We start from the raw sequence: 25,206 nt of genomic DNA, 5'->3' as shown, positions 1-25,206 counted from the left end.
AACATTGAATTCCCCTATTATCACCCCTTTACCTATCCACTATTTCTACTTATTTCATTTCTCCCACTTTCACCCATTGTTTTGATTCGGTTGATCTTTCAATTGCAACTAACACCTGTTGATTTTTCACGCCATCATCGAAATTTGGTTTCGGTTGGTAATTTTCAGCAATACCACTCAGGAACTCATGGATAAGGTGAATAAACGTATGCTCATATCCAATAATATGACCTGGTGGCCAATATGCTCCTGCGTACGGATGAATTTCCTCGGTACAGTTTATTAATCTAAATCCTTGAAGACCAGGTTCATCACTAGCTAAATAGACTTCTAGATTGTTCATATTTTCCATATCCCAGCGAATCGAACCTTTCTCTCCATTTATTTCTATTTTGTTTTTATTTCTATTTCCACCTGCAAATCTACTTGCTTCAAATGTTCCTAGTGCTCCGTTTTCAAACTTTGCAATAAATGCTACCGCGTCGTCAACCGTTACTTCACCCATTTGGCTCTTATCTGCTTTTGCACTTAGCCCTCCAGACATTTCACTAATTGGCCTTTGTTTAATAAATGTTTCCATTGTACCTACTAGTTCGTCAAATTCTCCTACGAGGAATCTTGCTAAATCAATACTATGGGCACCAATGTCACCTAGAGCACCAGACCCAGATACTTCTTTTTTAAGTCTCCAAACTAACGGGAAGTCAGGGTCCATAATCCAATCTTGCAGGTAATTAGCTCTAAAATGATAGATTCGTCCTATTTTTCCATCATCTATTAATTTTTTGGCAAATTGGACAGCAGGGGCGAAGCGATAGTTGTGACAAATCATATGCTTCACCTTATTTTTCTTCACCGCTTCATACATTCGTTTTGCTTCATCCAATGTCAATGCTAATGGTTTTTCAGTAATGATATGCTTACCAGCTTCTGCAGCAGCAATGGCAATTTCGGCATGGGTATGGTTTGGTGTGACAATATCAACAATTTCGATATCATCGCGCTCAATTACTTTTCGCCAATCTGTTTCATACGACTGCCATCCCATCTTTTCAGCTGCCTCAGCTACTGCTGACTCATTCCGACCAGAAATTACTTTTAATACAGGAGTTAGCTTGCTATCAAAGTAAAAGGGTAGGTCACGGTAAGCATGGCTATGGGCTTTACCCATAAATTGGTAACCTATCATTCCAATTCCAACTTCTTTGTTCATTACGCCCACCACATCTCACCCACTTTTTCTTTAATAATGGAGTTCTTCAACAGTCCGACAGCTTTCTGAAATCCTTCCTCAACGGACATTAAACTATCTTCATGTTCAATACTGATTGCACCTTGATAACCGACTAACTGGAGAGCACTTATGATTTTTTTCCAAGTATCTTCACTATTACCATATCCAATTGTTCTAAAAATCCAGGAACGATTCATCTCGTCACTATAAGGTTTCGTATCTAGCACACCATTTGTCGCAACGTTTTGTTCATCAATAGCTGTATCTTTGGCATGGAAATGATATAAAGCATCATACTTAGCAAGCTCTTTAATACTCGCAACTGGATCCATATTTTGCCAAAACAGATGACTTGGGTCAAAGTTTACACCGATATTGTTCCCACATTCGTTGCGTAGTCTTAATGCTGTTTCATTGTTATAAACAACAAAACCTGGATGTGGTTCAATCGCAACTCGAACACCGTGTTGTCTTAGAAATTCACTTTGTTCCGTCCAGTATGGAACAACCCTTTCTTTCCATTGCCACTCTACAACAGTCGCATGATCATCTGGCCATGTACAAGTCACCCAAACTGGGAACTTAGAATTTTCTGATTCTCCTGGGCATCCCGAAAAAGTGACGACTGTTTCAACACCTAGCTTTTCCGCAAGCAATACCGTGTTACGAAAAGCTTGATGATCTGCTCTAGCTAATTCTTCATTTGGATGTAACGGGTTACCATGACAACTAAGCGCACTTATTTCTAAATTTCTTTCCTTCAATAGTTGCTGAAAAGCTTGTAACTTAGTAGGATTCTCTAATAATTCTACCGGATTACAATGTGCATTCCCAACGTAACCACCAGTTCCAATCTCGACTGTTTCTAACCCATGTGATGAAATAAGGTCAAGTGCTTCATCTAATGGACGATCCCCAAATAATACGGCAAATACGCCTAATTTCATTGTTTACTCCCCCCGGCAACAAAATTCCCCTGTAATTTATCCATAAAATTCCCCTCATTAATTCCTACCGGCAATGCCTCTGGTTGTTCACATGAACTAAGAAGTTGATAATGCCTTCCATTTTTAGATGAGTCATGAAAACCATGCATTACGTCTAGCACATGATAGGCCAAATCACCACTAGCCCTTGCCTTTGTACCGTGGTATATAGCAAAAGCCAAATCCGCAACACCTAACCCTCTACTATTCCCTGTGAAACCGTGGGTCAGCGGAACTTCTGTCCATTCTGTTTGTTCACTTCTCCGGACCAACACCCCGCCCCCGAACGTATTAGGATCAGGAACAACGAGACTCCCTTCTGTTCCATATATTTCAATATTCGGTAGTCTGTGGTGCAACGTGTCAAAACTAGTTATAATCGAGGCAATTGCACCACTTTGAAAATCGATTACACCGTTAATCTGTGTTGGTGTATTTACTTGAATCTTTTCCCCAAATTTTGGCTGACTTGTAATTTTTCTTTCTGGGAATGTCACCCGAGTTGATCCCGTTACCCGTTCAATTGGCCCAAGTAAAGACACTAGTGCCGTGATATAGTAAGGTCCCATATCAAACATCGGACCTCCACCTTCCTGATAATAAAATGCTGGGTCTGGATGCCAATGCTCATGTCCCCGATTCATCATGAAAGCGGTTGCAGATATAGACTCACCAATCCAACCATCATCAATCAGTTTCCTACATGTCTGAATCCCACCTCCTAGAAAAGTATCAGGAGCATTTCCAATATAAAGCTGTTTTTGTTTTGCAAGTTCTAATATTTTTTGTCCATCTTCACGACTTACTGAGAGTGGCTTTTCACCATAAACATGTTTCCCAGATGCCAACGCTGCTAAAGCAACCTTTGCATGTGCACTAGGTATTGTTAAATTAATAACTAAATCAATGGTTGGGTCAGCTAGTAATTCTTCGGTTGTACATGCCCTTGCTATGTTATATTCTTCAGCACTTTTTTGAGCTCTTTCTATATCAAGGTCAGCACAAGCAACAATTTCATATGTAGGAAATTTCTTTCCATTTTCAAGATAAATCTTACTTATATTACCACACCCTATTAAACCAGCTCTTAACACTTTGTTCACCCCCTCAAATTGTTGCATGATTATCTGCTAGCCCATTTCATTCCGTTACGCATCAATTCGATTACCTCAGGCATCCGAACAATTTCTGCCACGTGTCCCAAGGAACAGTAATATACTTTCCCTTCTCCCCACATTTTTGTCCATATAACGGGCATATCCACTTCCCCATTTGCTTCATATGGTCCACTTGCAACTGGAAACCTTGTTGTTGCGTGAACCTTAACAGCAGGATCAACGTGCATATAATACTGTTCTGATGTTACTGTAAAATCTTTCATCCCTTCCGTTAAAGGATGATCAGCATCTAAAATGTGGACATTATAAGTAATTCCATCATTTCCTGGATGTGCAACCCATTGTCCACCCACCATAAACTGATAATCAGTCTCAAAGCGGAATGAATCACCCATACCACCATGTAATCCTGCAAGACCTGTTCCTTGCTCAATTGCCGTCATCAACGCCTGTAAGGCCTCTTTTTCAATCGTCCCTTGTGTCCAATTAGGAACAATAAGATCATACTTGGTCAAATCATCTTCTTCTAGCGTTTTTAATGTATCGGTAATCTTTACGTCAAAGCCTTCTTCTTCTAATACACCTGATAATATGTGAGCAACTTCTGCCGGCTCGTGTCCTTGCCATCCACCTTGAAATATTAAAGCTTTTTTCATTTAAAACACCCTTTGACTAATTATTGTTTTAACAAAATCAAGAAATTTATTAACCCAAATAAACCCTTGACTACATATTGATGAAGTCTGTGATAATTGATATTTTCCATTTAAACATATGATTTGAATTTTCTTGGAGTAATCTATTTTCTTTATGATGAAGGATATTGATCTTTCTGATGACAATGAAGGAATTCTTGTTAGTTTGTTTACGCTTTCATCGGTGTAGAAATAAAAAAATATTAGCGGTTAGTTGTTGTTATTTATTAGTTAGTAGTATTCTACGTGATGATATTTTGAAAGTCAATCCAATTTTTCTCTGTAAAAATTCTAAATCCAATTCTGAGATTAGAGTCGTTTTTTTCAAAATTAACATCAACTGTTGAGGAATTTGATAATCATTAATCCTGTTGTACAGAAAGACTGTACAACAGGTAAAGATTCAAGCAAGGCCTAGTTATTATCGCGTTCGGCGTAATTAAAGTAATCAAAGTCAGCATGTAAACATTGTCCACTGAGATCCTGTGCACACACCCCTACAAACGTCCCGGTGAAACGAATGTAGTCTGCATCGTCATCAGAAAGATGGCCAATATCGATTTTCCCAGCAATTATTTTCCAATCCTTACCGTCGATGGAATAATAAAACTGTAAGAGATGATGGTCAATCGTTGCCTTTAAATAAACAGGCTCGTTGTCCGGAATGCTAATATCACTATCTAACAACTCATCATACTTACCGTGCTTTGATTCGATAATCCCTAAACACTTTCCTAATTCTTCATGATAAGTTACACGCAAATATACATAGTCATCTGTATCATAGTATGCTATTACCCCCGCCATTTGTTGAAAATTAACAGGTTCAAAATCAACAGCTGTTTCTATATCTACATGAAATGCTTCCAGACGTCTAGCTAACATACTTTGACGTTGAATCGATTGCATCGATTCCTGTCCACGTAGTCTTAAAAAACCAGGCCTTTCGGTTAAAGAAATCCAGTCATCCGTGAACGTTCTTCTTAGCGAATTCCAGTATAATTTTAAATTATCGCTATCAAAGTCATCTCTAGCATCTTCTTTTTGCGCTTTAAATTCTGGTAGATTAGGTGCAGCAACAATCGTTTTAGGATGATTTCCACCTTCCACTCGTAACCAACCATCTTCTGTCCAGTAACATTTTTGAATTGCAGTTTCTCTTCCTAACGTACATTTATCATCAATTGTAGGCCGACCGCACAAATGTGCCATATACCACTCACCATCTTGCGTTTCTACTAAACTACCATGACCTGCTTTTTGCAGTTGATTCGGGTCATTTTTATCAGAAGTTAAAATTGGATTCGTTGGGTCTACTTCATACGGACCAAATAATGATGTAGAACGAGCCATTGTCGCAGCATGTGTGTACCATGTACCACCTTCTGCAGTAAGGAGATAATAGTAACCATTGCGCTTATATAGATGTGGAGCCTCTGTTAAACCTAACTCCGTCCCTTTAAATATATTTTTTATCGGGCCTACTAGTTTTTTCTCTTCAACTGAATATTGTTGTAAAGCAATTCCAGCGAAAGAATTTGTACCTTTACGGTGATCCCAGATCATATTAACTAACCATTTCGTTCCATCATCTTCATGAAAAAGCGACGGATCAAAACCACTACTATTTAAATAGATTGGATCAGACCATGGTCCATTAATATCCTCCGCTGTTACAAGATAATTATGAGTGTCTTTAAAAGCACCCATTCTACTTTTAACATCGGTAAAGATCAAATAAAACGTACCATTGTGATAAGACAAACACGGTGCCCAAATTCCACCTGAGTTGACATTTCCAATCATATCCAATTGCGATTTTCTCGTCAGCGGATAAGGAAGCTGTTCCCAGTTAACTAAGTCTCTGGAATGATGTAATTTAACTCCCGGAAACCATTCAAACGTCGACGTAGCGATATAATAATCGTCTCCAACACGTAAAATAGAAGGATCCGGATGATAGCCTGGTAGGACGGGGTTGTTGATTGTTGGCAATTTTAACACATCTCCTTAGCAAAATTTTATAATCCTCTCTAACATTACCCCTTCACAGAACCAGCAGCAAGCCCTTTCACAATTTTTTCTTGAGCTACGAAATAGACAAGTAAAAGCGGTAAACTACCTAATGTTAAAGCAGCCATTATGCCAGGTACATTAACAGAAAATTCTCCATAAAATTCCCTTAATCCTAAAGGTAATGTTGCAGTTTCTGAAGAGTTAGTTAAGACGAGTGCGAAAATAAATTCATTCCATATCTGAATGAAATTATAGATCGCTACTGTTGCAACAGCTGGAGTCAGCAATGGAAATATAATTCTCCAAAACAAGCGAAAGTGACCACAACCATCAATCTTTGCCGACTCCTCTAATTCCTTTGGAATGTCTTTCATAAATTGAGTGAAGATAATGACTGATACTGGTAATGCAAAAGCTACGTAAGGCCCGATTAAGCCAGCAAGTGAATCATATAGTCCTATTTTAGAAGTAAGAATATAAATAGGAATTAAAGTAGTATGAATCGGAATCATCATTCCGACCGTAAACAATAAAAAGATTGGTCTATTCAATTTGAATTTCATTCGTGATAAAGGATAACTTGCCATAGCAGCTAAAACAATTGTTAAAACAACTGATACGACAGCTAATATTAAACTATTCGTGAAGTACTTCAAAAAGCTTGATTCAAATACTAAAGCATAATTAGCAAAAGAAAAGTTTTCCGGAAGTGACCATGGAGATGACATAAACTCAAACTGTTGTTTGAAGGAAGTGTTAACCATAATAAAAAATGGCAGTCCTGTAAACAAAAGTAATAAAATTGATAGTAGATATAGTGGCATTTGACTAATTCTTTTAATCACTATTCTTCACCTCTTCTTCTTTTATCACCCAACAGAATGACAACTGTAACACCAAGAGCTATCATGAACATCGAAAAGGAAATAGTACTTCCATATCCCATATTGAAATTAGTGAAGGTTTGTCGATACATATAGGTTGCCATTAATTCTGTTGAGTTATTTGGTCCTCCACCTGTCATCACGTAAATTAAATCAAAATATTTAAGCGATCCAATAATTGATAAAATAGATGAAGTGATGATGATTGGCATCAACAATGGAAGCGTAATGTTTTTAAACCGCTGCCATTTTTTGGCACCATCAATATCCGCAGCCTCATATAGTTCTTCAGGTATCCCAACAATAGCTGCTCTAAACAGAATCATATAAAAAGGTGCAAATTGCCAACAAACTGTAGCTATTACTGCCCAAATTGCTGTTTGTTCATTACCAATCCATGCTTGCTGTAAAGATTCAAGACCAATTGCTCCCAATAAACCATTAAGCAAACCGAAGTTTCCATCGTAAATAAATATAAAAAGTATCCCTATAGCAACAGTTGACATTAGAAATGGCATAAAATAAATAGATCGGAAAAACCTCATCCCTCTAATTGGGCTAAACAATAATAGTGCCATAATTAATCCAAGAGGTATTTGTGTTAGCAAAGACGTAATGACAAGCAATGAATTATTCCCCAGTGATTTCCAGAATATATCGTCTTGGAAAAGTTTTATATAATTATCTAATCCTAAGAAAACTAGATTTTTATCAATTCCAGACCAATCAAACATACTGTAATAAAAAGTCATGAAAATTGAATAGACTACGTAAACTCCATAGACAATTAATGCTGGAGCTATAAATCCTACGATGGTCAAAATTTCTTTCCGTTTCTTTGCTTTCTTAATAAGCGTGCTTGTTGTCACTTGTTGAGCAGACAGCTTTTCTACTTTTTCTAGCAAAGTTCTCACCTCAATTTAATGGAAAACTACACTAAGGAAGATCCTTAATGTAGCTATCCATTTATTTTGATTTTACTAATGATGATTATTTGTCTAACAATTCTTTTGCCTTTTCTTCTACTTTTTTAACAGCCTCTTCTGGTGTCATCGACAATCCAAATAAAGCTTGAGTTGTATCTAAATGTACTTGAGCTAACTCGGGAGGAAGTGTTTGATCATAGTACGTTTGCATTGCCTCCGAATTAGCCAATACATCACTCATTTTTTGAATATAAGGGTCTTCATATTCTACTCCATTTACAGCTGAAATCGAGCCGGCTTTATTTGACATGTATTCAGCAGTTTCTACACTAGCTAATTCCTTTACTAATTCAGCTGCTAAATCTGGGTTTTCACTTGACTTAGTGACAGAGAATACTGGACTAACACCACCGACGACATGGTTCTTTTTACCTTCTCCACCATCCACAGCTGGGAATAAGAAGAAACCAAGTTTATCTTCAAACTCTGGCATCTCATCTCTGACGTTGTTTAATAGCCATCCGCCCATTACTTGCATGCCTGCTTTTTCTGCATAAAGAAGTTGACGTGATTGCCCAGTGTCATAGTTCATTCCATTAACACCATCTGGAAACGCATTCATTTTAACTAACTCTTGAATTTTTTCAGCAGCTTTCACGTATGCTTCGTCATCAAATCCTCTTCCAGTACGCCCAAACGCCTCATTAAATAATTCTGGTCCACCAAATCTTTCCGCAAGATACATCATATAGAATGAACCTGTCCACTTAGACTGATTTGCTAGAGTAAATGGAATGATTCTATTAGATTCTAACGTCTCAACAATAGTTAATAATTCATCGTATGTTTCGGGTTCTTCTAAATCATATTTAGCAAAAATATCTTTGTTATAAAATACTGGTACCACATCCATACTTACTGGTGCACCGTAAACTTTGTCATCAAAAGTTGCTACAGAAAGTGCAGCCTCATTATAAATACTAGTGTCTATGTCATTTCCAATTTCCCTAACTTGACCGGCATCAACGAATTGCTTTAGCCAGCCACCTCCCCAAGAATGGAATACATCTGGTGGATTTCCACCACCCATTGCAACACTTAGTTTAGATTTATATGGATCATTCTCAATTTGTGAAACTTCAACAGTTACACCTGGATTCTTCTCCTCGAAACGTTCTACAGCTTGATTGATTGCCTCTTCAGATGGTCCGGTTTCAATGTGCCATAGGGTTAGCGTTTTGTCAGCACCTGAATCCCCCTTCGATTCTCCACTATTATTTTCCGATGAAGAACCAGTTTCTTGTCCAGAATCTGTATTATCTTTTTCAGAGTCTGATCCAGAAGAAGTAGAGTTACATGCAACAACGAATAGTAACGAGACAAGTACCAATAAAAACATCAATTTTTTCTTCATTTAATCATCTCTCCCCTTATTTTTGTTAGCGCTTGCAATTTAAATAACTAAATTTCTCACCTACCTCAAATTTAAATATCTATAACAATTTAATATTGTTATTGACTTTTGATTGGTCGTCCGTAAAGCTTTCAGAAAAATATTGAGAAGCATTTAATATGTACGATTCTAGCTGAATGAAGTTAACAATCTATTCTTCGATGATGGATTAAATAAAACAGTTTTCATCACTGGAATAGAAAGGTATATCACAAAATAAGTGTTCTATAATATAAAACTCATTTTGGTTATATTGACATTATACCTAGAAAAATTTATAATTGTCAACAGGAAATGAAAGCGTTTTATAAAATTTGTCCAGATAAGCTATTTTTCTTTAAAAATCTGCCACAGTAAAGGAGCGATTCTATGACTAGATTAGATCAACTCATGCAAGCACCGGAAGCAATTTATGATATAAAGACGAAAGCACCAGGACCACAGGGGAAGTTACCATTAACAGATCAAATGTTACGTACATCTCCTAGTGGAAATCTGTTTGGCCTATCTCAAAACGTCGGCATGGGTTGGAAACCGGATGATTTAAGTGGAAAACAAGTACTATTGTTAAGTACCCAAGGCGGAATGAAGGATAACGACGGTAATCCAATTGCACTTGGATATCATACTGGCCACTGGGAAGTAGATCTGCTAATGAAAGAAGCTGCAAGGGAAATTACTAACCATAATAGTATTCCGTTTGCAGCCTATGTCAGTGACCCTTGTGACGGAAGGTCTCAAGGTACAACAGGTATGTTCGATTCCTTTCCTTACCGGAATGATGCTGCACTGGTTTATCGGAGACTAATTCGGTCTCTTCCAACAAGAGATGCTGTTATCGGAATTGCCACATGCGATAAAGGATTGCCGGCGATGATGATGGCTCTTTCATCGATGCATGATTCTCCTACCATCATAATCCCTGGCGGTGTTACACTTCCTCCTTTTTACGGAGAAGATGCTGGCAAAATCCAAACAATTGGTGCGCGATATTCCAATAATGAATTGAGTTTAGAAGAGGCAGCAGAGCTCGGCTGCCGGGCTTGCGCAACTCCTGGTGGAGGATGTCAATTTTTAGGTACAGCAGCGACAGCTCAAGTTGTTAGTGAGGCGTTAGGACTCTCCATTCCACACGCTGCACTCGCACCATCAGGGCAAGAAGTGTGGAAAGAGATGGCTAGACAATCAGCAAGAGCTGTTTTAGAAATGGAACGAAATAACGTAACTACCAAAGATATTATTACGAATGCATCAATACGAAATGCAATGATTATTCATGCAGCATTTGGCGGTTCTACTAATCTGTTGTTGCATATTCCAGCAATAGCACACGCTGCTGGTTGTGATATACCTACTGTTGATGAGTGGAAGGAAGTAAATCAATTGACCCCGAGACTTGTCAGTGTACTTCCAAACGGGCCAGATCATCACCCTACGATTCGTGCCTATTTGGCTGGCGGTGTACCAGAAGTTATGCTTCATCTTAGATCTCTAAATATTCTTGATGAATCTGTCTTGACTGTTACAGGAAAAACATTAAAGGAAAACCTCGACTGGTGGGAACAATCCGAGCGAAGACAGAAAATGAAAGATAGACTAAGAGAAGCGGACAACCTGGAGCCTGATCAAGTAATCATGTCACCCGAACAAGCGAAGGAAAGAGGACTTGCGCCTACGATTACCTTTCCTACTGGAAACATTGCTCCAGAGGGCGCTATCATAAAATCAACTTCGATTGATCCCAGTCGTCTTGATGACAAAGGTATTTATTATCACAAAGGTGAAGCTAAAGTTTTCACAAGTGAACATGAGGCAATTAACGCAATAAAAAATGGACAAATTACCAAAGGAGACATCATGGTTGTTTCCGGTTGCGGACCATTAGGAACTGGTATGGAGGAAACGTATCAACTAACATCTGCTCTAAAACATTTATCTTATGGAAAATATGTAACCCTTCTCACCGATGCACGGTTCTCCGGTGTTTCAACGGGCGCTTGTGTAGGGCATATTGGGCCAGAAGGTTTAGCTGGCGGTCCGATTGGAAAAGTTAAAAATGGTGATGTGATCGAGGTTCGTATAGATACAATCCATCTTGAAGGTGACATTAACTTTGTCGGAACTTCTGAAAAGGAAGTATCCGCTAAAGAAGGTGCAACCATTCTAACAAATCGTCCCCAAAACGAGCAAATCACACCACATCCTGACCTACCTGATGACACAAGACTCTGGGCAGCCCTTCAAACGGTTAGTGGAGGCATTTGGAAAGGTAGCGTATATGACGTTGACCGAATTATCGAAGTACTAAAAGCAGGTGAAGAAGCATTAAAGAACAAGGAGTAAAATTGTTCAATCTTAAAAACTAGGTTTACCTGTATTGGCAAACCTAGTTTTTTTAATCTTACCTTTGATTTAGTAGTTTACTTACAGTCACAAGCTGGTATCCCTGACTAGTCAACTCTTTTACCAAACGTCTAACCGCTTCAATGGATTGTGACCGATCGCCAAACCCATCATGGAATATAAGAATGCTACCGCTAGCCACATGGTTTAATGATTTGGTATAAATATGCTCAATCCCTGGTTGCTCCCAATCGAGCGCATCAACATTTAACGCTCCAATCGTATCATATCCGAATCTTTCCACAACCTTTTTAGTAGCTCTGTTATAATCGATGAATGGAGGTCTGAAATGCTTTGGCACATCTCCTGTCAATTCTTTTATTAACTTTGCGGTTTTATCCAACTCAACAAAGCATTGTTCATCAGTTAACTCCGTCAGTTTGGCGTGGGTAAACGTATGATTTCCTATTTCATGTCCCTGTTTCGGTACCTCCCCTACTACTTCAGGGTGGCGTTCCATTTGCTCTCCAATCATAAAGAAAGTTGCATGACCAGACACCTCATTAAATATATCCAACAATTCACGTGTATACGTTGGATTTGGCCCATCATCAAATGTAAATGCAACCATTTTTGCTTCCGTATCCACCTTCGTAATAATTCCTAAATCGTCGTTCATCTGACATAACTCCTTTTTCTGTTCAGTTCCATTTTAGCGAATATATTACTTTCTTTCTATTAAAAAACAAGGAAGCCCATAGTATAATCACAAGCTTCCTTGTTACTGTTATTTATGTGATTTTTAACCTTTAACAAAAACAGTTTTAACAGTTGTAAAGAACTCCTTGGCAGCTTCCCCTTGCTCACGGGAATGAGAACTTGAAGCCTTCATTCCACCAAATGGAGCTTGCAATTCCACTCCAGCAGTCTCTGAGTTTATTCGCACAAGACCTGCATCTATATCATCAATAAAAGAAAGAATATGATTTATATTTTGTGTGAAAATAGACGCACTTAAGCCAAACTCCACGTCATTTGCTAATTCAATTGCTTCCTCAATGGTTTCTACTTTCATTAGAGCAAGTACTGGTCCAAAAATTTCTTCTTGCGCGATAGTCATATCGGTTGTAACGTTTTCAAAAATAGTTGGATTGATATAAAAACCATTTTGCAGACTTTCATCCGATGGACTATCCCCGCCAAAAATTAAATCAGCACCATCTTCAATTCCTTTAGCAATATAATGCTTAACTGTTTCAAATTGACCTTCACTAGCACACGGCCCCATCCACGTTCCTTGCTCAAGACCACTTCCAACAGTAATTTGAGCAACTTTCTCCAACAATTTGTCTTTAAATGTATCATATATGCTGCTTTGGACAATGACCCGACTACTGCATGTGCATTTTTGACCAGTAGATTTAAGCCCTCCACTAATTGCTGCATCTACAGCAAGATCAATATCACAGTCATCAGCAACGATGATTGGGTTTTTACCCCCCATTTCCAATTGGTACTTCCCACCGCGTGCAGCAACCGTTTGTCCAATCCCACTGCCTACATTGTTAGAACCAGTAAATGTCACAGCATGAACATCTTTATGGTCGGCCAGGCCTTGACCAATAACTGAGCCTTTACCTGTGACAAAATTAATCACACCACTAGGAACTCCAGCTTGTTCGAAACATTTTACTACTTTCGCTGCTGTCACTGCCGCTTCCGTTGCAGGCTTCAGTACTACCGTATTTCCATAAATGAGTGCGGGTGCCACTTTCCAAATTGGAATAGCTACAGGGAAATTCCAAGGGGTAATAACGCCTACAACCCCAAGTGGAACACGCTTTGAAAACATTAATGCCGAGCTATCTGTCGACGGAATCACGTCTCCAACTTTACGCATCCCTTCCCCGGCATAATAACGCAATATCGCAACACCTCTTGTTGTTTCACCCTTTGCCTCAGGAAACGTTTTCCCCATTTCCTTTGTCATCGTTTCAGCAATTTCATCGGTGTTTTGTTCAAGAATATCGGCAACCTTAAAGAGGTAGTTACCACGTTCTGCTCCTGATAACTTTTTCCATGTTAGTTGTGCTTGCTTTGCTGCTTTTACAGCTTCATCTAAATCTGCACGTGTCGAGTTTTGTACGTTACCTACTATTTCTGTTTTATTTGCCGGGTTAAAGCTAGGAATTGTTTCATTAGATAACGTAGCTTTCCATTCTCCATTGACAAAGTTTAAAAAGGTTTCTGCTGCTACTTGTGTAGTCATTGATCATCCTCCTAGATTAGTTAATTTATTTTTCAAGCATTGACTTTTTAATTCTTTACAGCTGCTAATTGTCGGACAGGGTTTGAAAGAACACCTATCTCAGGAATTTCTATTTCAATCTGGTCTCCCTCTTGAAGGGTAAATTCATCAGGAGGGATAACGCATGTCCCTGTTAATAATACAGTTCCATCAAAAGTTTCATTATCCTTCATTAAATAAGAAACTAACTCTTCATAACGCCGCTTTAATTGAGAAGTATTGGCGCTTCCTTCAAAAATTAACTGATCATTGCGAAAAATTCGACACGTAATATCAAAATCATATGGATTAGCAACTGTTTCTGCTAAGCGAATTGCTGGCCCAATGGAGCAGGAATGCTTCCACACTTTCGCTTGTGGTAAATAGAGAGGATTCTCCCCTTCAATATCTCTACTACTCATGTCATTACCAATAACGTAACCAATAATTTTACCAGTTTTATTTAGGACTAGGCCTAATTCCGGCTCTGGAATTTGCCAATTGGAATCTGAGCGGATAAAGACAGGATCATTAGGTCCAACGGTTCTTCTTTCGGTTGATTTTAAAAACAACTCTGGCCGTTTTGCATCATAAACTTTGTCATAATAGGAATTCGTTGTAACTTTTGCCTCTAAATTTCTAGCATCCCTGCTTTTTAAATACGTAACGCCACAAGCCCATACCTCATAGGACCTCACAGGCAACTGCAAATCTAACTCTTCTAATCTCGCTTCAATTGGAAGGCTATCTGCTATCATCTCATTTACTGCAGTTAGGTATGATTGGTCCCTATTTTCTACGTGATTCATAAATTCTAGAAAACTAGTAAAAGGCAGTGGATACAGTTGGTCATTATCAGTAAGAGCTGCCAACTGATTTCTTTCTTCTGTTAACTTGTAACTAATTATTCTCATTTAATCCCCTCCATTTTGTTATATAACCCCATATTCATTCTTATATATTGTAAAAAATAAGAAAGCGCAGGTCTAGGCGCCTGGAGCTAGCATCTCTTGGATTTTTTACTATCTTATCTTTTAACACAACATAATTAACTAGACTGCCGGTAACCTAATTGGTAGGAAATTGCTAAGCCAATCTCTTTTAGGTTCGTAACAATATTTCCCTTAAGCTCATCAGTTAACGAGAAAATTGTAGTAGATACACTTATCGCCGCAATAACTGCTCCGTCATGGTTAAAAATTGGAACAGCAAGACAGTAAACTCCCGGCTCATTTTCTTCATTATCGACAGCCAAACCTTTTTGGACTACTTCTTGAAGTTCGTTCATAAAGGCTTCTTTAGAAAGAATCGTATTTTCAGTTTGCCTGTGAAAATCATAATTATCTAACAAGTTATCAATCTCATCTTTCGGTTTATAGCCAATCAATACTTTCCCGACAGCACTTGAGTGAATTGGTACACGGCGACCGATTCTAGAATAAACGATTGTTGATGCTCCCTCTACCTTGTCAATATAAACGCCAAATTTACCTTCCAAGATAACTAAGTGTGCTGTCTGGCCAGTGGACGTAGACAAGTCTATTAAATAGTCTCTTGCAACTGTTCTAATATCCATACTGTTTAAAACAAGCTGACCTTTTTCAATAAATTTTAATCCAAGGCTGTACTTGCCACTGTCCGAATTCTGTTTAATATAGTTGTGTTGTTTTAGTGTTTTTAACAAGGAATGAGTAGTACTTTTATTAAGTTGTAATGTACTACTTATTTCGGTGATTTTTAACTCTTTGTTATGTTCATCAAATAGATCCAATATTCTGAGAGCCCGGTCTAATGATTGTATAATTGGCATAATGTTTACCCCTTCAATTTAAAACAAAAAATGTAAGCCTATTCATTAATTATTATACTACAGAATGTTATATAATATCAAACTAAGTTTGTATTGTTAAAACGTTTTTCAATATAAGCGTTATACATTTTACATATTTAGGTTCAAAATCAATGAGCCTGAAATAGGATTTGATGTGGTTAAACAAAATCACATTACTTAGAGTCATTCCGTTTCTCATTTACATTATATTTATGCCAACATACTAAAGTCCTTCTTATTTATCAGCCACTTTAGACTATCGCCATTTAAATATCGTTTAAATTCCTCAAGCATATAAAAACCCATCCTACCACATTCCTTCCCTTCACTCCCAGCTAAATGGGGAGTTAAAATAACATTTTCAAAACTAAAAAGAGGAGAGTCTTGATTAGGTGGTTCTGGAAAAGTTACATCTAAAATAGCAGTAATATCGGACCTACTTCGTAAAACACCAATCATTTCTGATTCCCTGACAATCGCGCCTCTAGCTGTATTAATAAAACTAGAATTTGGTAGCATTTTAGTGAAATGTTCCTTTCCAATCATACCGTTAGTTTCATCTAATAATGGGGTATGTAAAGAAACAATATTTGCATTTATAAATATTTCTTCTAAGCTACATAATTCCACACCTAAGCGATTAGCCTCTTCTTCCTTTACAAATGGATCATAAGCGATTACTTTGATATCAAATGGCTTTAATAACTCACAAACTAATCGACCAACCGTACTTAAAGAAATTATTCCTACAGTACTTTTATAGGCACCCGGAACATCAAAGGGTTTCGTTGGATATTGTCTTGTATTTCTAAATTTCCTTGAAAACTCCCACCCATTCTTTAAACAGAATAAGATTTGCGAAAGTGTAAATTCTGCCACAGGAATTGCATTAGCTTTTACGGCATTAGTAATAAGTATATCTCGATTCCATGATTCTTCTGTTACGATATTTTTCAATGAGCCTGCAGCGTAAAAGAAAGCCTTTAAATTTGGAGCTGCATCTAGTAATGTTCGGTTCAACTGCGGTCCTCCCCATCCCGAGAATATAACTTCTACATCCTCTAAAATAGACAAATCCTTTTGAATAACTTTAGTAGTCATCTGTTTAGCATATATGTCTGCCAGACTCTCAATTTCTTTCCTTACTTCTTCGGGATATACTAAGTCAAATGGCTCTTTATTCATGATAAACAAACCTTTTATCAATGTAATCATCCTTTTGTTATTTATTAATCTTGTACAGAGAATTCTAGGAAACCAATACAGTATTCTTATTAACCCTTTCCTCTTCCCTCGTCAAACATGATTATATGTTTTTGTTCAATTCTTTTGAAGGCACAGTAGGTAAACCACATTACTGCAAAACTTATGACGCTCCCAGAATAAAGAGGTATAATACCTGGAAATATAGAACCGATATAAAGATAGACTACTACGCTAAGTAAAATAAAGAGGGACATAAGTGGAGAAGAGATTCCGATAAAGAAAGCATATTTAACATTATCCATATATTTTACATCGTAGTAAATATACACCGGAAAAATGTAAATAACTACAATAGCATAAAGAAAAACTAAACCAATTAAAAACAATGTTAGGACATCTACAATTAGTCCATTCAATGATGTCAACATTAAATAATTAAGGTATAGTAATATCCCAAAAGTAATTAAAGGAAATCCGAGTAAATTACTTTTAAGGAATTCCTGCCTAAACAGGGAACAAAATGTTTGAAAGATAGGAATATCTTTTTCTCCGCTTAGCCATTTTCTTTCTATCATTAACATAGCAGTAGTTGCTGGAAAAAAACCAACTATGACAAGACCCAATACACAAAATAGAATCCAGATTATGTTTAAATATGCAAATCTAAAAATCCAAAGACATAAGTTATAAAATCCACTCGTTACACCTGTTTCCATCTATCGTATCACCTCGCCTCTCGAGATCTTTTCATAATTATTCGATCCATGTAAGATCCTCAAAATAGAATTGAAAAAGAGAAGGAAGAATATTTCCTCCTTCTCTTTGTTTAATTATTTTCTTATCTATTTTCCAACCACTCTGTACTTTCCTTTTGAGCTTTATCTAATGCTTCTTGTGCATTTCTTTTCCCAGTAAGAGCAGCTTCAATTTCTGATGTTAAGATGAAACGAGGTTGAGCAGATCCCCACGGATATCTTGGTGTATAAGGTGTACTCATTGCCTTAAATACCGGCCCTAATAAACTCTCATATTCCTTTACACTTTCCCATTCAGTTGCAGATTTCACAGCAGGAAATGCACCAGTTTCATAGACATATTGTTGTGCAAAGTCACTAGTTGCAAACTTTAACCATTCCCATGCCAATTCTTTATTTTCACTATCCTTAGCAATAGTTATTGGGCTACCAGCAAACAGTCCACCTTGGCCATTTTCATCTTTAAATTCTTGAGCAATGGCAATACGATCTTCTAAACCTTGAGCGTAGGTTTGTTGTACAAGATCCCCTGGTCCTTGATTTAACATAATTGCTATATTATTATCTTTTGTTAACCATTTCTCATTACCTTGGTTACTTACAATACCTTCAGGTGCTAGTTTCTGCATGTCAAGTAACCAGTTTAGTCCTTTCACCATTTCTTGTGAATTAAATTGAAACTCAATCTCATCCCAAGCAAAACCAGTTCCCCACTTACCGCCAAGCCCTTCCGCAGCATTGACTAGTGTAAAAGCAGATGACCAATCTCCACGGAACCAAACACCATAGTTTTGTTCACCAGTAACAGGATTAGTACCTGTCATTTTAGCAGCTTTTTCACTTATTTCTTCCATTGTTGGGAATTCTGAGAGATATTCAACTCCCCAGTCATCAAATATCTTCTTATCATAAGTAATAAAACGAGCATCACCTAAGAACGGTAACCCAAAAATATCTAATTCACTACTATCAGGTCCTAACGCTTTCCAACCATCTACTTGATTATCAATAAACGAATCTAGACTAAACTCACTATCAGCATCAATATATGGTTGCAGCGGTTCTAACAATCCTTGTGCAGCAAAGTCTGCAATACCGGGCATTTGATATACATCTGCTTCACCAGAGGTTAGCATTGCTTGGGTCTTTTCAGTATAGCCTTCCCAAGGCATTATAATAAACTCGACAGTTGCCCCAGGGTATTGCTTCTCAAATTCATCTTTTAAGTTTTTTAATCCAGGAGTTTTGACCCCGGTGATTGGATCCGTCGAATCTTCCATAGAAAAATCACCAATCAACTGAACTTTTACCGTTTGACCAGCCCATTCGCCACCACTTGCTGATTCTCCATTTGTACTATCTCCACCTGAACTAGCCCCCGAATCAGTGGTTCCACCTGAGTCTGAACTACAGCCAACAAGTGTTAATAATACTAATAAGAAAAAAGCTAATATAAAAGACGACCCTTTTGTTAATGAACATTTAATCATTTTCTTACCCCCTGTTAGTATATTGACATTCCTTTTAAAAATCTCTCCTATTCCCCCTTCACACCACTAAGGGCAATACTTTGAATAATGTATCTTTGTAAAAAGAGATAAAGTACTATGATTGGTAAAATACTTACTGTAGCTAAAGCCATTGTAAGTCCCCCTAAACTAGTACCATTCTCTAAGGAGAAACTAGCTAAATATAATGGAACTGTGTGTAACTCTTGATTATTTAAAACAACTAGTGGCCATAAAAAGTCATTCCAACTCCATATAAATGCTAAAATAACCATTGTTGCGGCAATAGGACCAGAAAGAGGAAAGTAGACTCTAAAGAAAATCTTAAACTCTCCTGCTCCATCAATTTGAGCAGCTTCTCTGAGTGTATCTGGTAATTGATCAAAAAATTGCTTACAAAGAAAAATCAACATCCCGTTAATTATTGGTGGCAAAATTAATGGCCAAAAGGTATTTAACATATCAACACTATTAAATAGTTTATATAATGGAATAAGTCGTGGTTCCATTGGTATCATCAACGTACAAAGTACAATAATGAACATGGCTTTTTTTCCTTTAAACCTACCCTTTGAAAATGCGTAACCCGCTAACAAGGAAGACGATACACCTATCAATACAGAACTGATTGTTACTATAGCTGAATTAATGTAGGACTGTATTAACCTCCCATTTTCAAAAACAATACCATAGTTAAAACCTGAGGGTTCTTCAGGAATTAAACGTGGTGGAAATGGCATCGTTATATTTGCTGTACGATCAAAACCAACACTAACCATCCATACGAAAGGTGCCATTAGCAAGGATCCGAAGATTAACAATATAAAGAATTTAAAGTACATTGATATCTTTTCTGCCTTTTTGTGGGACATACTATTCACAAATTCCCCTCCCTTCTAAAGCTTCATTTTAGAAATTTTTAAATTTAGAAACGTAAATACAAGGATAATCATAAACATGATATAAGTTGCTGCAGATGCAATACCAAATTCGAATCCTGTGAAGCCTCGTTCGTAAATGAATGCGCCCATCGTTTGAATTGATCTAGCCGGACTTCCATTTGGACCACCCAACACATATACTTCATTAAAACGTTGAAGTGCTCCGATCCATCCAGTAATTAATAAAAATGCAAATGTTCCAGCCATATTTGGAACTGTAATGAAAAGCCATTGTTGAATCCCACTTGCACCATCAATTCTTGCAGCTTCATACATTTCTGGAGATATTGCTTGCAAGTTTGCAAGACAAATGATAATTACAAATCCTATCCAATGCCACACAGCTAATAATATTACTGCCCATTTAGATGTATCAGGGGAAGCTAACCATTTCAGTGTCGGTAACCCAATAGAATCTAAAGCATAATTTACTATCCCCATTTCAGGATGTAATACGAATGCGAAGATCATAGATGCTGCAACAATGGAAGTAACATTTGGTAAAAAGTAAATAACTTTAAAAAAATTCTGTCCCTTAGGTGTAGAGTTAATTAACGAAGCAAATATAAATCCTAGTGGAATTGTGATAATGATTTGAAAGATACCTATAAAGAAAGTATTCCAAACCGAATTCCAAAACGGGCCAGATGTTAAAACAGTTTTAAAATTAGCAAGACCGATATAATTCTCGATAGTTCCATTGGATTGATAGAAACTTAACCTCAATGATTCAAATATTGGGTAAACCATAAAGAGTAAGATTCCTAAAAAACTAGGAATTAAAAAGATATACCAGGTTAATTGTGATTTTCTTTTCTTTTGCCGAATTGTTTCAACCTCACTTTTAAGTTGAGAATTAGGTCCAGACGTAGTTTCTAACTCCAAACTGTTTTTAGCCATATGTTCTCTCCTTTCCTGAAACCACTTTTTCTAGACCTCAATTAAACCGCATCATCGCATGGTAACGCTTACAAAAGTGGTTCTTAATTTAAATCATATCAGTATGATAAAACTAAATGTTTTTGTTATTCCAATTATAATAAATATACTTTCATTACTCTTGATTAGGATTGTGTTGTTTTAAAGGAAAGTTGTCATTTATTGCTCATCATTAAAAGAACGATAGAGATAGTTATTGACTAGCTGAACAAGAGTTATACTTATTAGATCGACGATTACGATATTCTGAAGGAGTGATGTTCAACTGTTTTTTAAAAAAACGACTAAAATGAGAACAATTATCAAAACCTGATTCTAGGGCAACTTCTAAGATTGTTTTATCGGGATACATTTCAAGTAGATATTTTGCTCGATTAAATCGACATGACATCAAATATTGCATTATTGTGTAACCGGTTACATCTTTGAAAATTCTAGACATGTAGTACTTACTAATATTCAAACTATCAGCAATACTATCTAAGGTAATATCATTTTTGAAATTCTCGTCAATCCACGAGACGATTCTGTTAACATGGATGTTTTTTTCTGTCCTCTTTGAAGGCAGTTTTACAAGTCTTAATTTACTAAGATCATAGATAATAAACAAGAGTTGCACTAATAGAACCGTAATTTGACCTTCTTTTAACCTATTTTTATATCTGTCATTACTAGGAGGACTTTCATTGATGAGTGAGATTTTTCTAAACAGTTCTTTTATTTCATCAAGTGTTTCTTTATCTACACCACGGAATAGGGTGTTACTTAATTTTGTGAAAGGAGTTAAAATTTCTGGAACATTTAAATTTACTAAAATAGGAGTTACCCATTCTGCTGAAAATTCAATAACACTTCTTTCATAAGTTGTTCCGATTTCGGGATTTGCACGATGAAGTGTCATTCCATTCATAATAATAATGTCATCATCTTGTAGGTCGTAGATATTATCTGATATTAGATAGCGACAACTTCCTCCATGAAAATAATAAATTTCAAATCTATCGTGCGAGTGATAGGCATAATCACTTTTTGTGATAACTGTATCCCTCATTCGATAATAAGATTGCACATTCTCAGCCATTATTCTCCTTCCTTTCCCCTTTTAATAGCTTTTATATTATCAGAATTGCCAAACTTTTTAAATATATATTTTCAACTAATTGACAATGTAGGATTTCTGGCCTTGGAACCTATTTACTAAATGTATCTCGGAGATACTGTAATGCTGCAACTGATTCTCTTTCAAAGTCATCCCAACTACACTCAATTGAAATACGACCATCATAATTAGCAGTGGATAGAGTGTTCACAAATTGTTCATACGGATAATGACCAGTGCCAGGAGCAAGTCGTCCAGTATCTGCTACATGAATATGTCTAATATGCTCTTTAGAAACAACTATATTAACTAAAGATTCATTTTCTTCATCCATATGGTAGAAATCGGCTAGCAATTTTATTGATGGCCTGTTGACCTTGTTTACAAATTCTAACCCCTCAGTAACACTGTTTATGATATTACTTTCCTTTCGATTTAAAGGCTCAATTACAACTGTTAGTTCTAAGTCATCAGCGTAATCTGCCACTAAATTGAGAAATTGGACAATTTGTTCTTCTCCTCTACTACGCTCAAACCCTATAGGTAAAGTTCTTGCCCCACCACTACCAAATACAACAGTATCTGCTCCAATTTTCTTGACTCTCGGTAAAGCCTTTTCAAGATAAGTTCTTATTGAATCTTCATCTACTGAATCTCCAACAATCTTAAGATTTCCTGGCAGGAATACATTACAAGCTTCTATTGGAACTGGGCTTTCCTTGTATTGATGAAACAGCTCTGAAAATTGTCTATCATCATCCGGAACTAACGAAATCACTGTACATTCAATAAAATCGTAACCTGCTTTATAGATTTCCGAAGCCCTATTGATATCTGCACAAACTCCAAATCTCATGAAAAAACCCCTTCTCCTATTTACTTAATAGAGGAATTGATACGAGTTATACCAATTCTGCATTTAATAATTTTTTCACCCATTCCTTGTTATGCTTTAGAGATTCTTTTGTAGGATAAACATTGCTAAAATCCTCCATTCCAACATAACCATCATAACCTACCGCTTTAAGATCTTGGAATACTTGTCTCCAATCTACTGCTCCCTTTTCAATTGGGGCCCACTTAACTTCCCAATCAGTAGTTCCATCTTCATTTTCTTTTGTCACTTGCCATATAGCGTTTTTAATGTGAACATGCGCTAAATATGGCCCTAAAAGCTCCATACCCATACGGTAGTTTTCATACCCTTCATGGACCATGTTTCCTGGATCATAAAGAACACCAATATGATTAGGATCAAATTGACTAACCAAGCGATGGGCTAGGCTTGCACTAGGAGTAATTGTCATATGATGAGTTTCTACTAGTCCTTTAATATTGTACCTTTTGCACATTTCTTCAACGTTTCCAAGATAAGATACAGCTAGGTTAAACAAATCATTATAATTTTCGGAACGATCATATTTAGGTACCCCAACCCGAATTGTCGATGCACCTAATTTTTTTGCGACACGTAAGACTTGTTCTGTTGATTCAAGATCACCAGCAGTTAGATAAGGTGTAACACTTGTAATTTCTATACCTTTTTCCTTTGTATAAGCTGCCAAATCTGAAAGCTCTTCATCATTAATAGATGGTGAAATTGTACAGAGGTTGTTCCCCCAATAACTAGGTTCTTCTAATTTTAAATATTCTGGGGTTTCCTTAAAGCGCCATTCCACCCCGTCATATCCTGTTTCCTTCAACAAGCTTACCAATTCTTTTGGTGTTGTATCTGGAGCCATTACAGTAAAAACTGAGAATTTCATCGTTTTTCCATCCCCTTCATTGAATTGTTATATTTACAGGCAATTGCCTAATAAGTTCCTTCTACATCTAAGGTTACCGACTTCGTATCTTTTTCCACTGTTGATTTAGCTATTTTCTCTTTTAAATGTTTATAGTAGAGCTCTTCATCAATTGGCAAGTCAACCCAACCATCTACCCAGGTGGACAATTGCATTGCATTAGATAATGTAAGACCCCTAATACCATCTACACCTGGTGCAAGTAAAGGAGTTCCTTTCAAAATTGAATTAACAAAATTTTGAGTGATGCCACGATGAGCAGTTTCCTTTCCTTTTACTGGCACATCAACCTTCCAACATTCCGGACTACCAAAACCACCCCTGTATCCCTTATTAAACTCTGGTTCTGGAATACGTAGCCGAAAAAAATCCATCTTTTCGTTTTCAACAACAACCTTACCACGATCACCAGAAATTTCTAATCGATTGGTTCCCGGCGCTTCACCAGTTGTTGTAATAAAAACAGCCGTTGCTCCATTTTCGTATTCTGCATACGCAGTTACGTCATCCTCTACTTCAATATCTCTATATTTACCGAACGAACAAAAAGCTCTAATTCTAGATGGCATCATCCCAGTCATCCATTGCCACAGATCTAGTTGGTGTGGGCACTGATTTATTAAAACACCACCACCTTCGCCTGACCATGTAGCGCGCCAACCACCAGAATCGTAATAGCTCTGTGAACGGTACCAATTTGTGATTAACCAATTAATTCGACGAATTTCACCAAGCTCACCATCTTGGATTAGCTCTCTTAATTTTTGATATAAAGGATTTGTTCGCTGATTATACATCATCGAGAACACTTTACCACTCTTTTTAGCTGCTTCATTCATTTCGCGAACTTGCTTTGTATACACACCTGCTGGCTTTTCACATAAAACATGTAGTCCATGGTCAAAGGCCCTAATTGCCATTTGTGGATGATTATAGTGAGGAGTAGCAACTATTACAGCATCAACTAAATCAGACTCAAAGAATGAATCCTCATCACAAAACACTTTTATGGGACTATTTAAATTTTCTCTTAACCATTGGCATCTTTCTGGACTACTATCTAGTACCGCAGTTAATCTAGTTCCTTCAATTTCATTATTTTGTAGATATTTAGCATGTGAGAAACCCATGTTTCCGACCCCAATGATGCCAATTCGGACATCTCTCATTTCTAATACAC

At 37.0% G+C, this 25,206-nt stretch carries 22 protein-coding genes; 1 reads left to right on the top strand and 21 read right to left on the bottom strand.

Features of this window, described 5'->3' with window-relative positions:
- Positions 1-49: 49 nt before the first annotated feature.
- The 8 genes from NC799_RS03895 to NC799_RS03860 all read right to left on the bottom strand — a co-directional run bounded on the left by NC799_RS03895 (position 50) and on the right by NC799_RS03860 (position 9,273).
- Positions 50-1,213, bottom strand: coding sequence for a Gfo/Idh/MocA family protein (locus NC799_RS03895; RefSeq protein ID WP_272445036.1), 1,164 nt, complete (start codon positions 1,211-1,213; stop codon positions 50-52).
- The gene (locus NC799_RS03890; protein WP_272445035.1) at positions 1,213-2,181 is read right to left on the bottom strand and encodes a sugar phosphate isomerase/epimerase family protein; all 969 of its coding nucleotides are present in this window, start codon (positions 2,179-2,181) and stop codon (positions 1,213-1,215) included. Before NC799_RS03890 ends, NC799_RS03895 begins: the two co-directional genes overlap by 1 nt.
- Positions 2,178-3,323: a Gfo/Idh/MocA family protein gene (locus tag NC799_RS03885; RefSeq protein ID WP_272445203.1), complete on the bottom strand. Its 1,146-nt coding sequence runs from the start codon at positions 3,321-3,323 to the stop codon at positions 2,178-2,180. The genes NC799_RS03890 and NC799_RS03885 overlap by 4 nt, the downstream gene beginning before the upstream one ends.
- A gap of 20 nt (positions 3,324-3,343) precedes the next feature.
- A complete protein-coding gene (locus NC799_RS03880; protein WP_272445034.1) occupies positions 3,344-3,994 on the bottom strand; it encodes a ThuA domain-containing protein in 651 nt (216 codons plus the stop codon).
- A 453-nt stretch (positions 3,995-4,447) separates the two neighbouring features.
- On the bottom strand, positions 4,448-6,028 hold the full coding sequence (locus NC799_RS03875) for a glycoside hydrolase family 43 protein (RefSeq protein WP_272445033.1): 1,581 nt from the start codon (positions 6,026-6,028) through the stop codon (positions 4,448-4,450).
- A gap of 44 nt (positions 6,029-6,072) precedes the next feature.
- The gene (locus NC799_RS03870; RefSeq protein WP_272445032.1) at positions 6,073-6,894 is read right to left on the bottom strand and encodes a carbohydrate ABC transporter permease; all 822 of its coding nucleotides are present in this window, start codon (positions 6,892-6,894) and stop codon (positions 6,073-6,075) included.
- Entirely contained in the window at positions 6,894-7,847 is a 954-nt protein-coding gene (locus NC799_RS03865; RefSeq protein WP_417006664.1) for a carbohydrate ABC transporter permease, read from the bottom strand. Before NC799_RS03865 ends, NC799_RS03870 begins: the two co-directional genes overlap by 1 nt.
- A 76-nt stretch (positions 7,848-7,923) precedes the next feature.
- The gene (locus NC799_RS03860) at positions 7,924-9,273 is read right to left on the bottom strand and encodes an extracellular solute-binding protein (protein ID WP_272445030.1); all 1,350 of its coding nucleotides are present in this window, start codon (positions 9,271-9,273) and stop codon (positions 7,924-7,926) included.
- 408 nt (positions 9,274-9,681) lie between these two features.
- On the opposite strand from NC799_RS03860, the gene NC799_RS03855 reads away from it, so the two are divergent.
- Positions 9,682-11,655, top strand: coding sequence for a YjhG/YagF family D-xylonate dehydratase (locus NC799_RS03855; protein ID WP_272445029.1), 1,974 nt, complete (start codon positions 9,682-9,684; stop codon positions 11,653-11,655).
- 58 nt (positions 11,656-11,713) lie between these two features.
- Here the strand turns inward: NC799_RS03855 and NC799_RS03850 are convergent, their stop codons facing one another.
- The 13 genes from NC799_RS03850 to NC799_RS03790 all read right to left on the bottom strand — a co-directional run bounded on the left by NC799_RS03850 (position 11,714) and on the right by NC799_RS03790 (position 25,195).
- Complete coding sequence (locus tag NC799_RS03850) at positions 11,714-12,334, bottom strand: polysaccharide deacetylase family protein (RefSeq protein ID WP_272445028.1); 621 nt, start codon at positions 12,332-12,334, stop codon at positions 11,714-11,716.
- Between the two features lie 123 nt (positions 12,335-12,457).
- Positions 12,458-13,924 (bottom strand): alpha-ketoglutaric semialdehyde dehydrogenase GucD, encoded by a 1,467-nt coding sequence (gene gucD / locus NC799_RS03845; protein ID WP_272445027.1) that lies wholly within the window; start codon positions 13,922-13,924, stop codon positions 12,458-12,460.
- A 47-nt stretch (positions 13,925-13,971) separates the two neighbouring features.
- The gene (locus tag NC799_RS03840; protein ID WP_272445026.1) at positions 13,972-14,856 is read right to left on the bottom strand and encodes a fumarylacetoacetate hydrolase family protein; all 885 of its coding nucleotides are present in this window, start codon (positions 14,854-14,856) and stop codon (positions 13,972-13,974) included.
- Between the two features lie 134 nt (positions 14,857-14,990).
- On the bottom strand, positions 14,991-15,752 hold the full coding sequence (locus tag NC799_RS03835; protein WP_272445025.1) for an IclR family transcriptional regulator: 762 nt from the start codon (positions 15,750-15,752) through the stop codon (positions 14,991-14,993).
- A 231-nt stretch (positions 15,753-15,983) separates the two neighbouring features.
- Positions 15,984-16,988, bottom strand: coding sequence for a hydroxyacid dehydrogenase (locus tag NC799_RS03830; RefSeq protein WP_334313842.1), 1,005 nt, complete (start codon positions 16,986-16,988; stop codon positions 15,984-15,986).
- 59 nt (positions 16,989-17,047) lie between these two features.
- Positions 17,048-17,695, bottom strand: coding sequence for a YesL family protein (locus NC799_RS03825; RefSeq protein WP_272445023.1), 648 nt, complete (start codon positions 17,693-17,695; stop codon positions 17,048-17,050).
- Between the two features lie 122 nt (positions 17,696-17,817).
- The gene (locus NC799_RS03820) at positions 17,818-19,224 is read right to left on the bottom strand and encodes an extracellular solute-binding protein (protein WP_272445022.1); all 1,407 of its coding nucleotides are present in this window, start codon (positions 19,222-19,224) and stop codon (positions 17,818-17,820) included.
- Between the two features lie 47 nt (positions 19,225-19,271).
- The gene (locus tag NC799_RS03815; RefSeq protein WP_272445202.1) at positions 19,272-20,114 is read right to left on the bottom strand and encodes a carbohydrate ABC transporter permease; all 843 of its coding nucleotides are present in this window, start codon (positions 20,112-20,114) and stop codon (positions 19,272-19,274) included.
- 24 nt (positions 20,115-20,138) lie between these two features.
- Positions 20,139-21,083 (bottom strand): carbohydrate ABC transporter permease, encoded by a 945-nt coding sequence (locus tag NC799_RS03810; protein WP_272445021.1) that lies wholly within the window; start codon positions 21,081-21,083, stop codon positions 20,139-20,141.
- A gap of 232 nt (positions 21,084-21,315) precedes the next feature.
- Positions 21,316-22,203 (bottom strand): AraC family transcriptional regulator, encoded by an 888-nt coding sequence (locus NC799_RS03805; RefSeq protein WP_272445020.1) that lies wholly within the window; start codon positions 22,201-22,203, stop codon positions 21,316-21,318.
- Between the two features lie 109 nt (positions 22,204-22,312).
- Complete coding sequence (locus NC799_RS03800) at positions 22,313-23,077, bottom strand: sugar phosphate isomerase/epimerase family protein (protein ID WP_272445019.1); 765 nt, start codon at positions 23,075-23,077, stop codon at positions 22,313-22,315.
- A gap of 46 nt (positions 23,078-23,123) precedes the next feature.
- Positions 23,124-23,987, bottom strand: coding sequence for a sugar phosphate isomerase/epimerase family protein (locus NC799_RS03795; protein WP_272445018.1), 864 nt, complete (start codon positions 23,985-23,987; stop codon positions 23,124-23,126).
- Positions 23,988-24,034: 47 nt separating this feature from the next.
- Positions 24,035-25,195: a Gfo/Idh/MocA family protein gene (locus NC799_RS03790; RefSeq protein ID WP_272445017.1), complete on the bottom strand. Its 1,161-nt coding sequence runs from the start codon at positions 25,193-25,195 to the stop codon at positions 24,035-24,037.
- Positions 25,196-25,206 lie beyond the last annotated feature (11 nt).

It is taken from the genome of Aquibacillus salsiterrae (genome assembly GCF_028416595.1).
GTDB classification, from domain to species: domain Bacteria; phylum Bacillota; class Bacilli; order Bacillales; family Amphibacillaceae; genus Aquibacillus_A; species Aquibacillus_A salsiterrae.
Note: the sequence above shows the minus strand (reverse complement) of the source record. Positions and strands in the feature narration are given on the sequence as shown.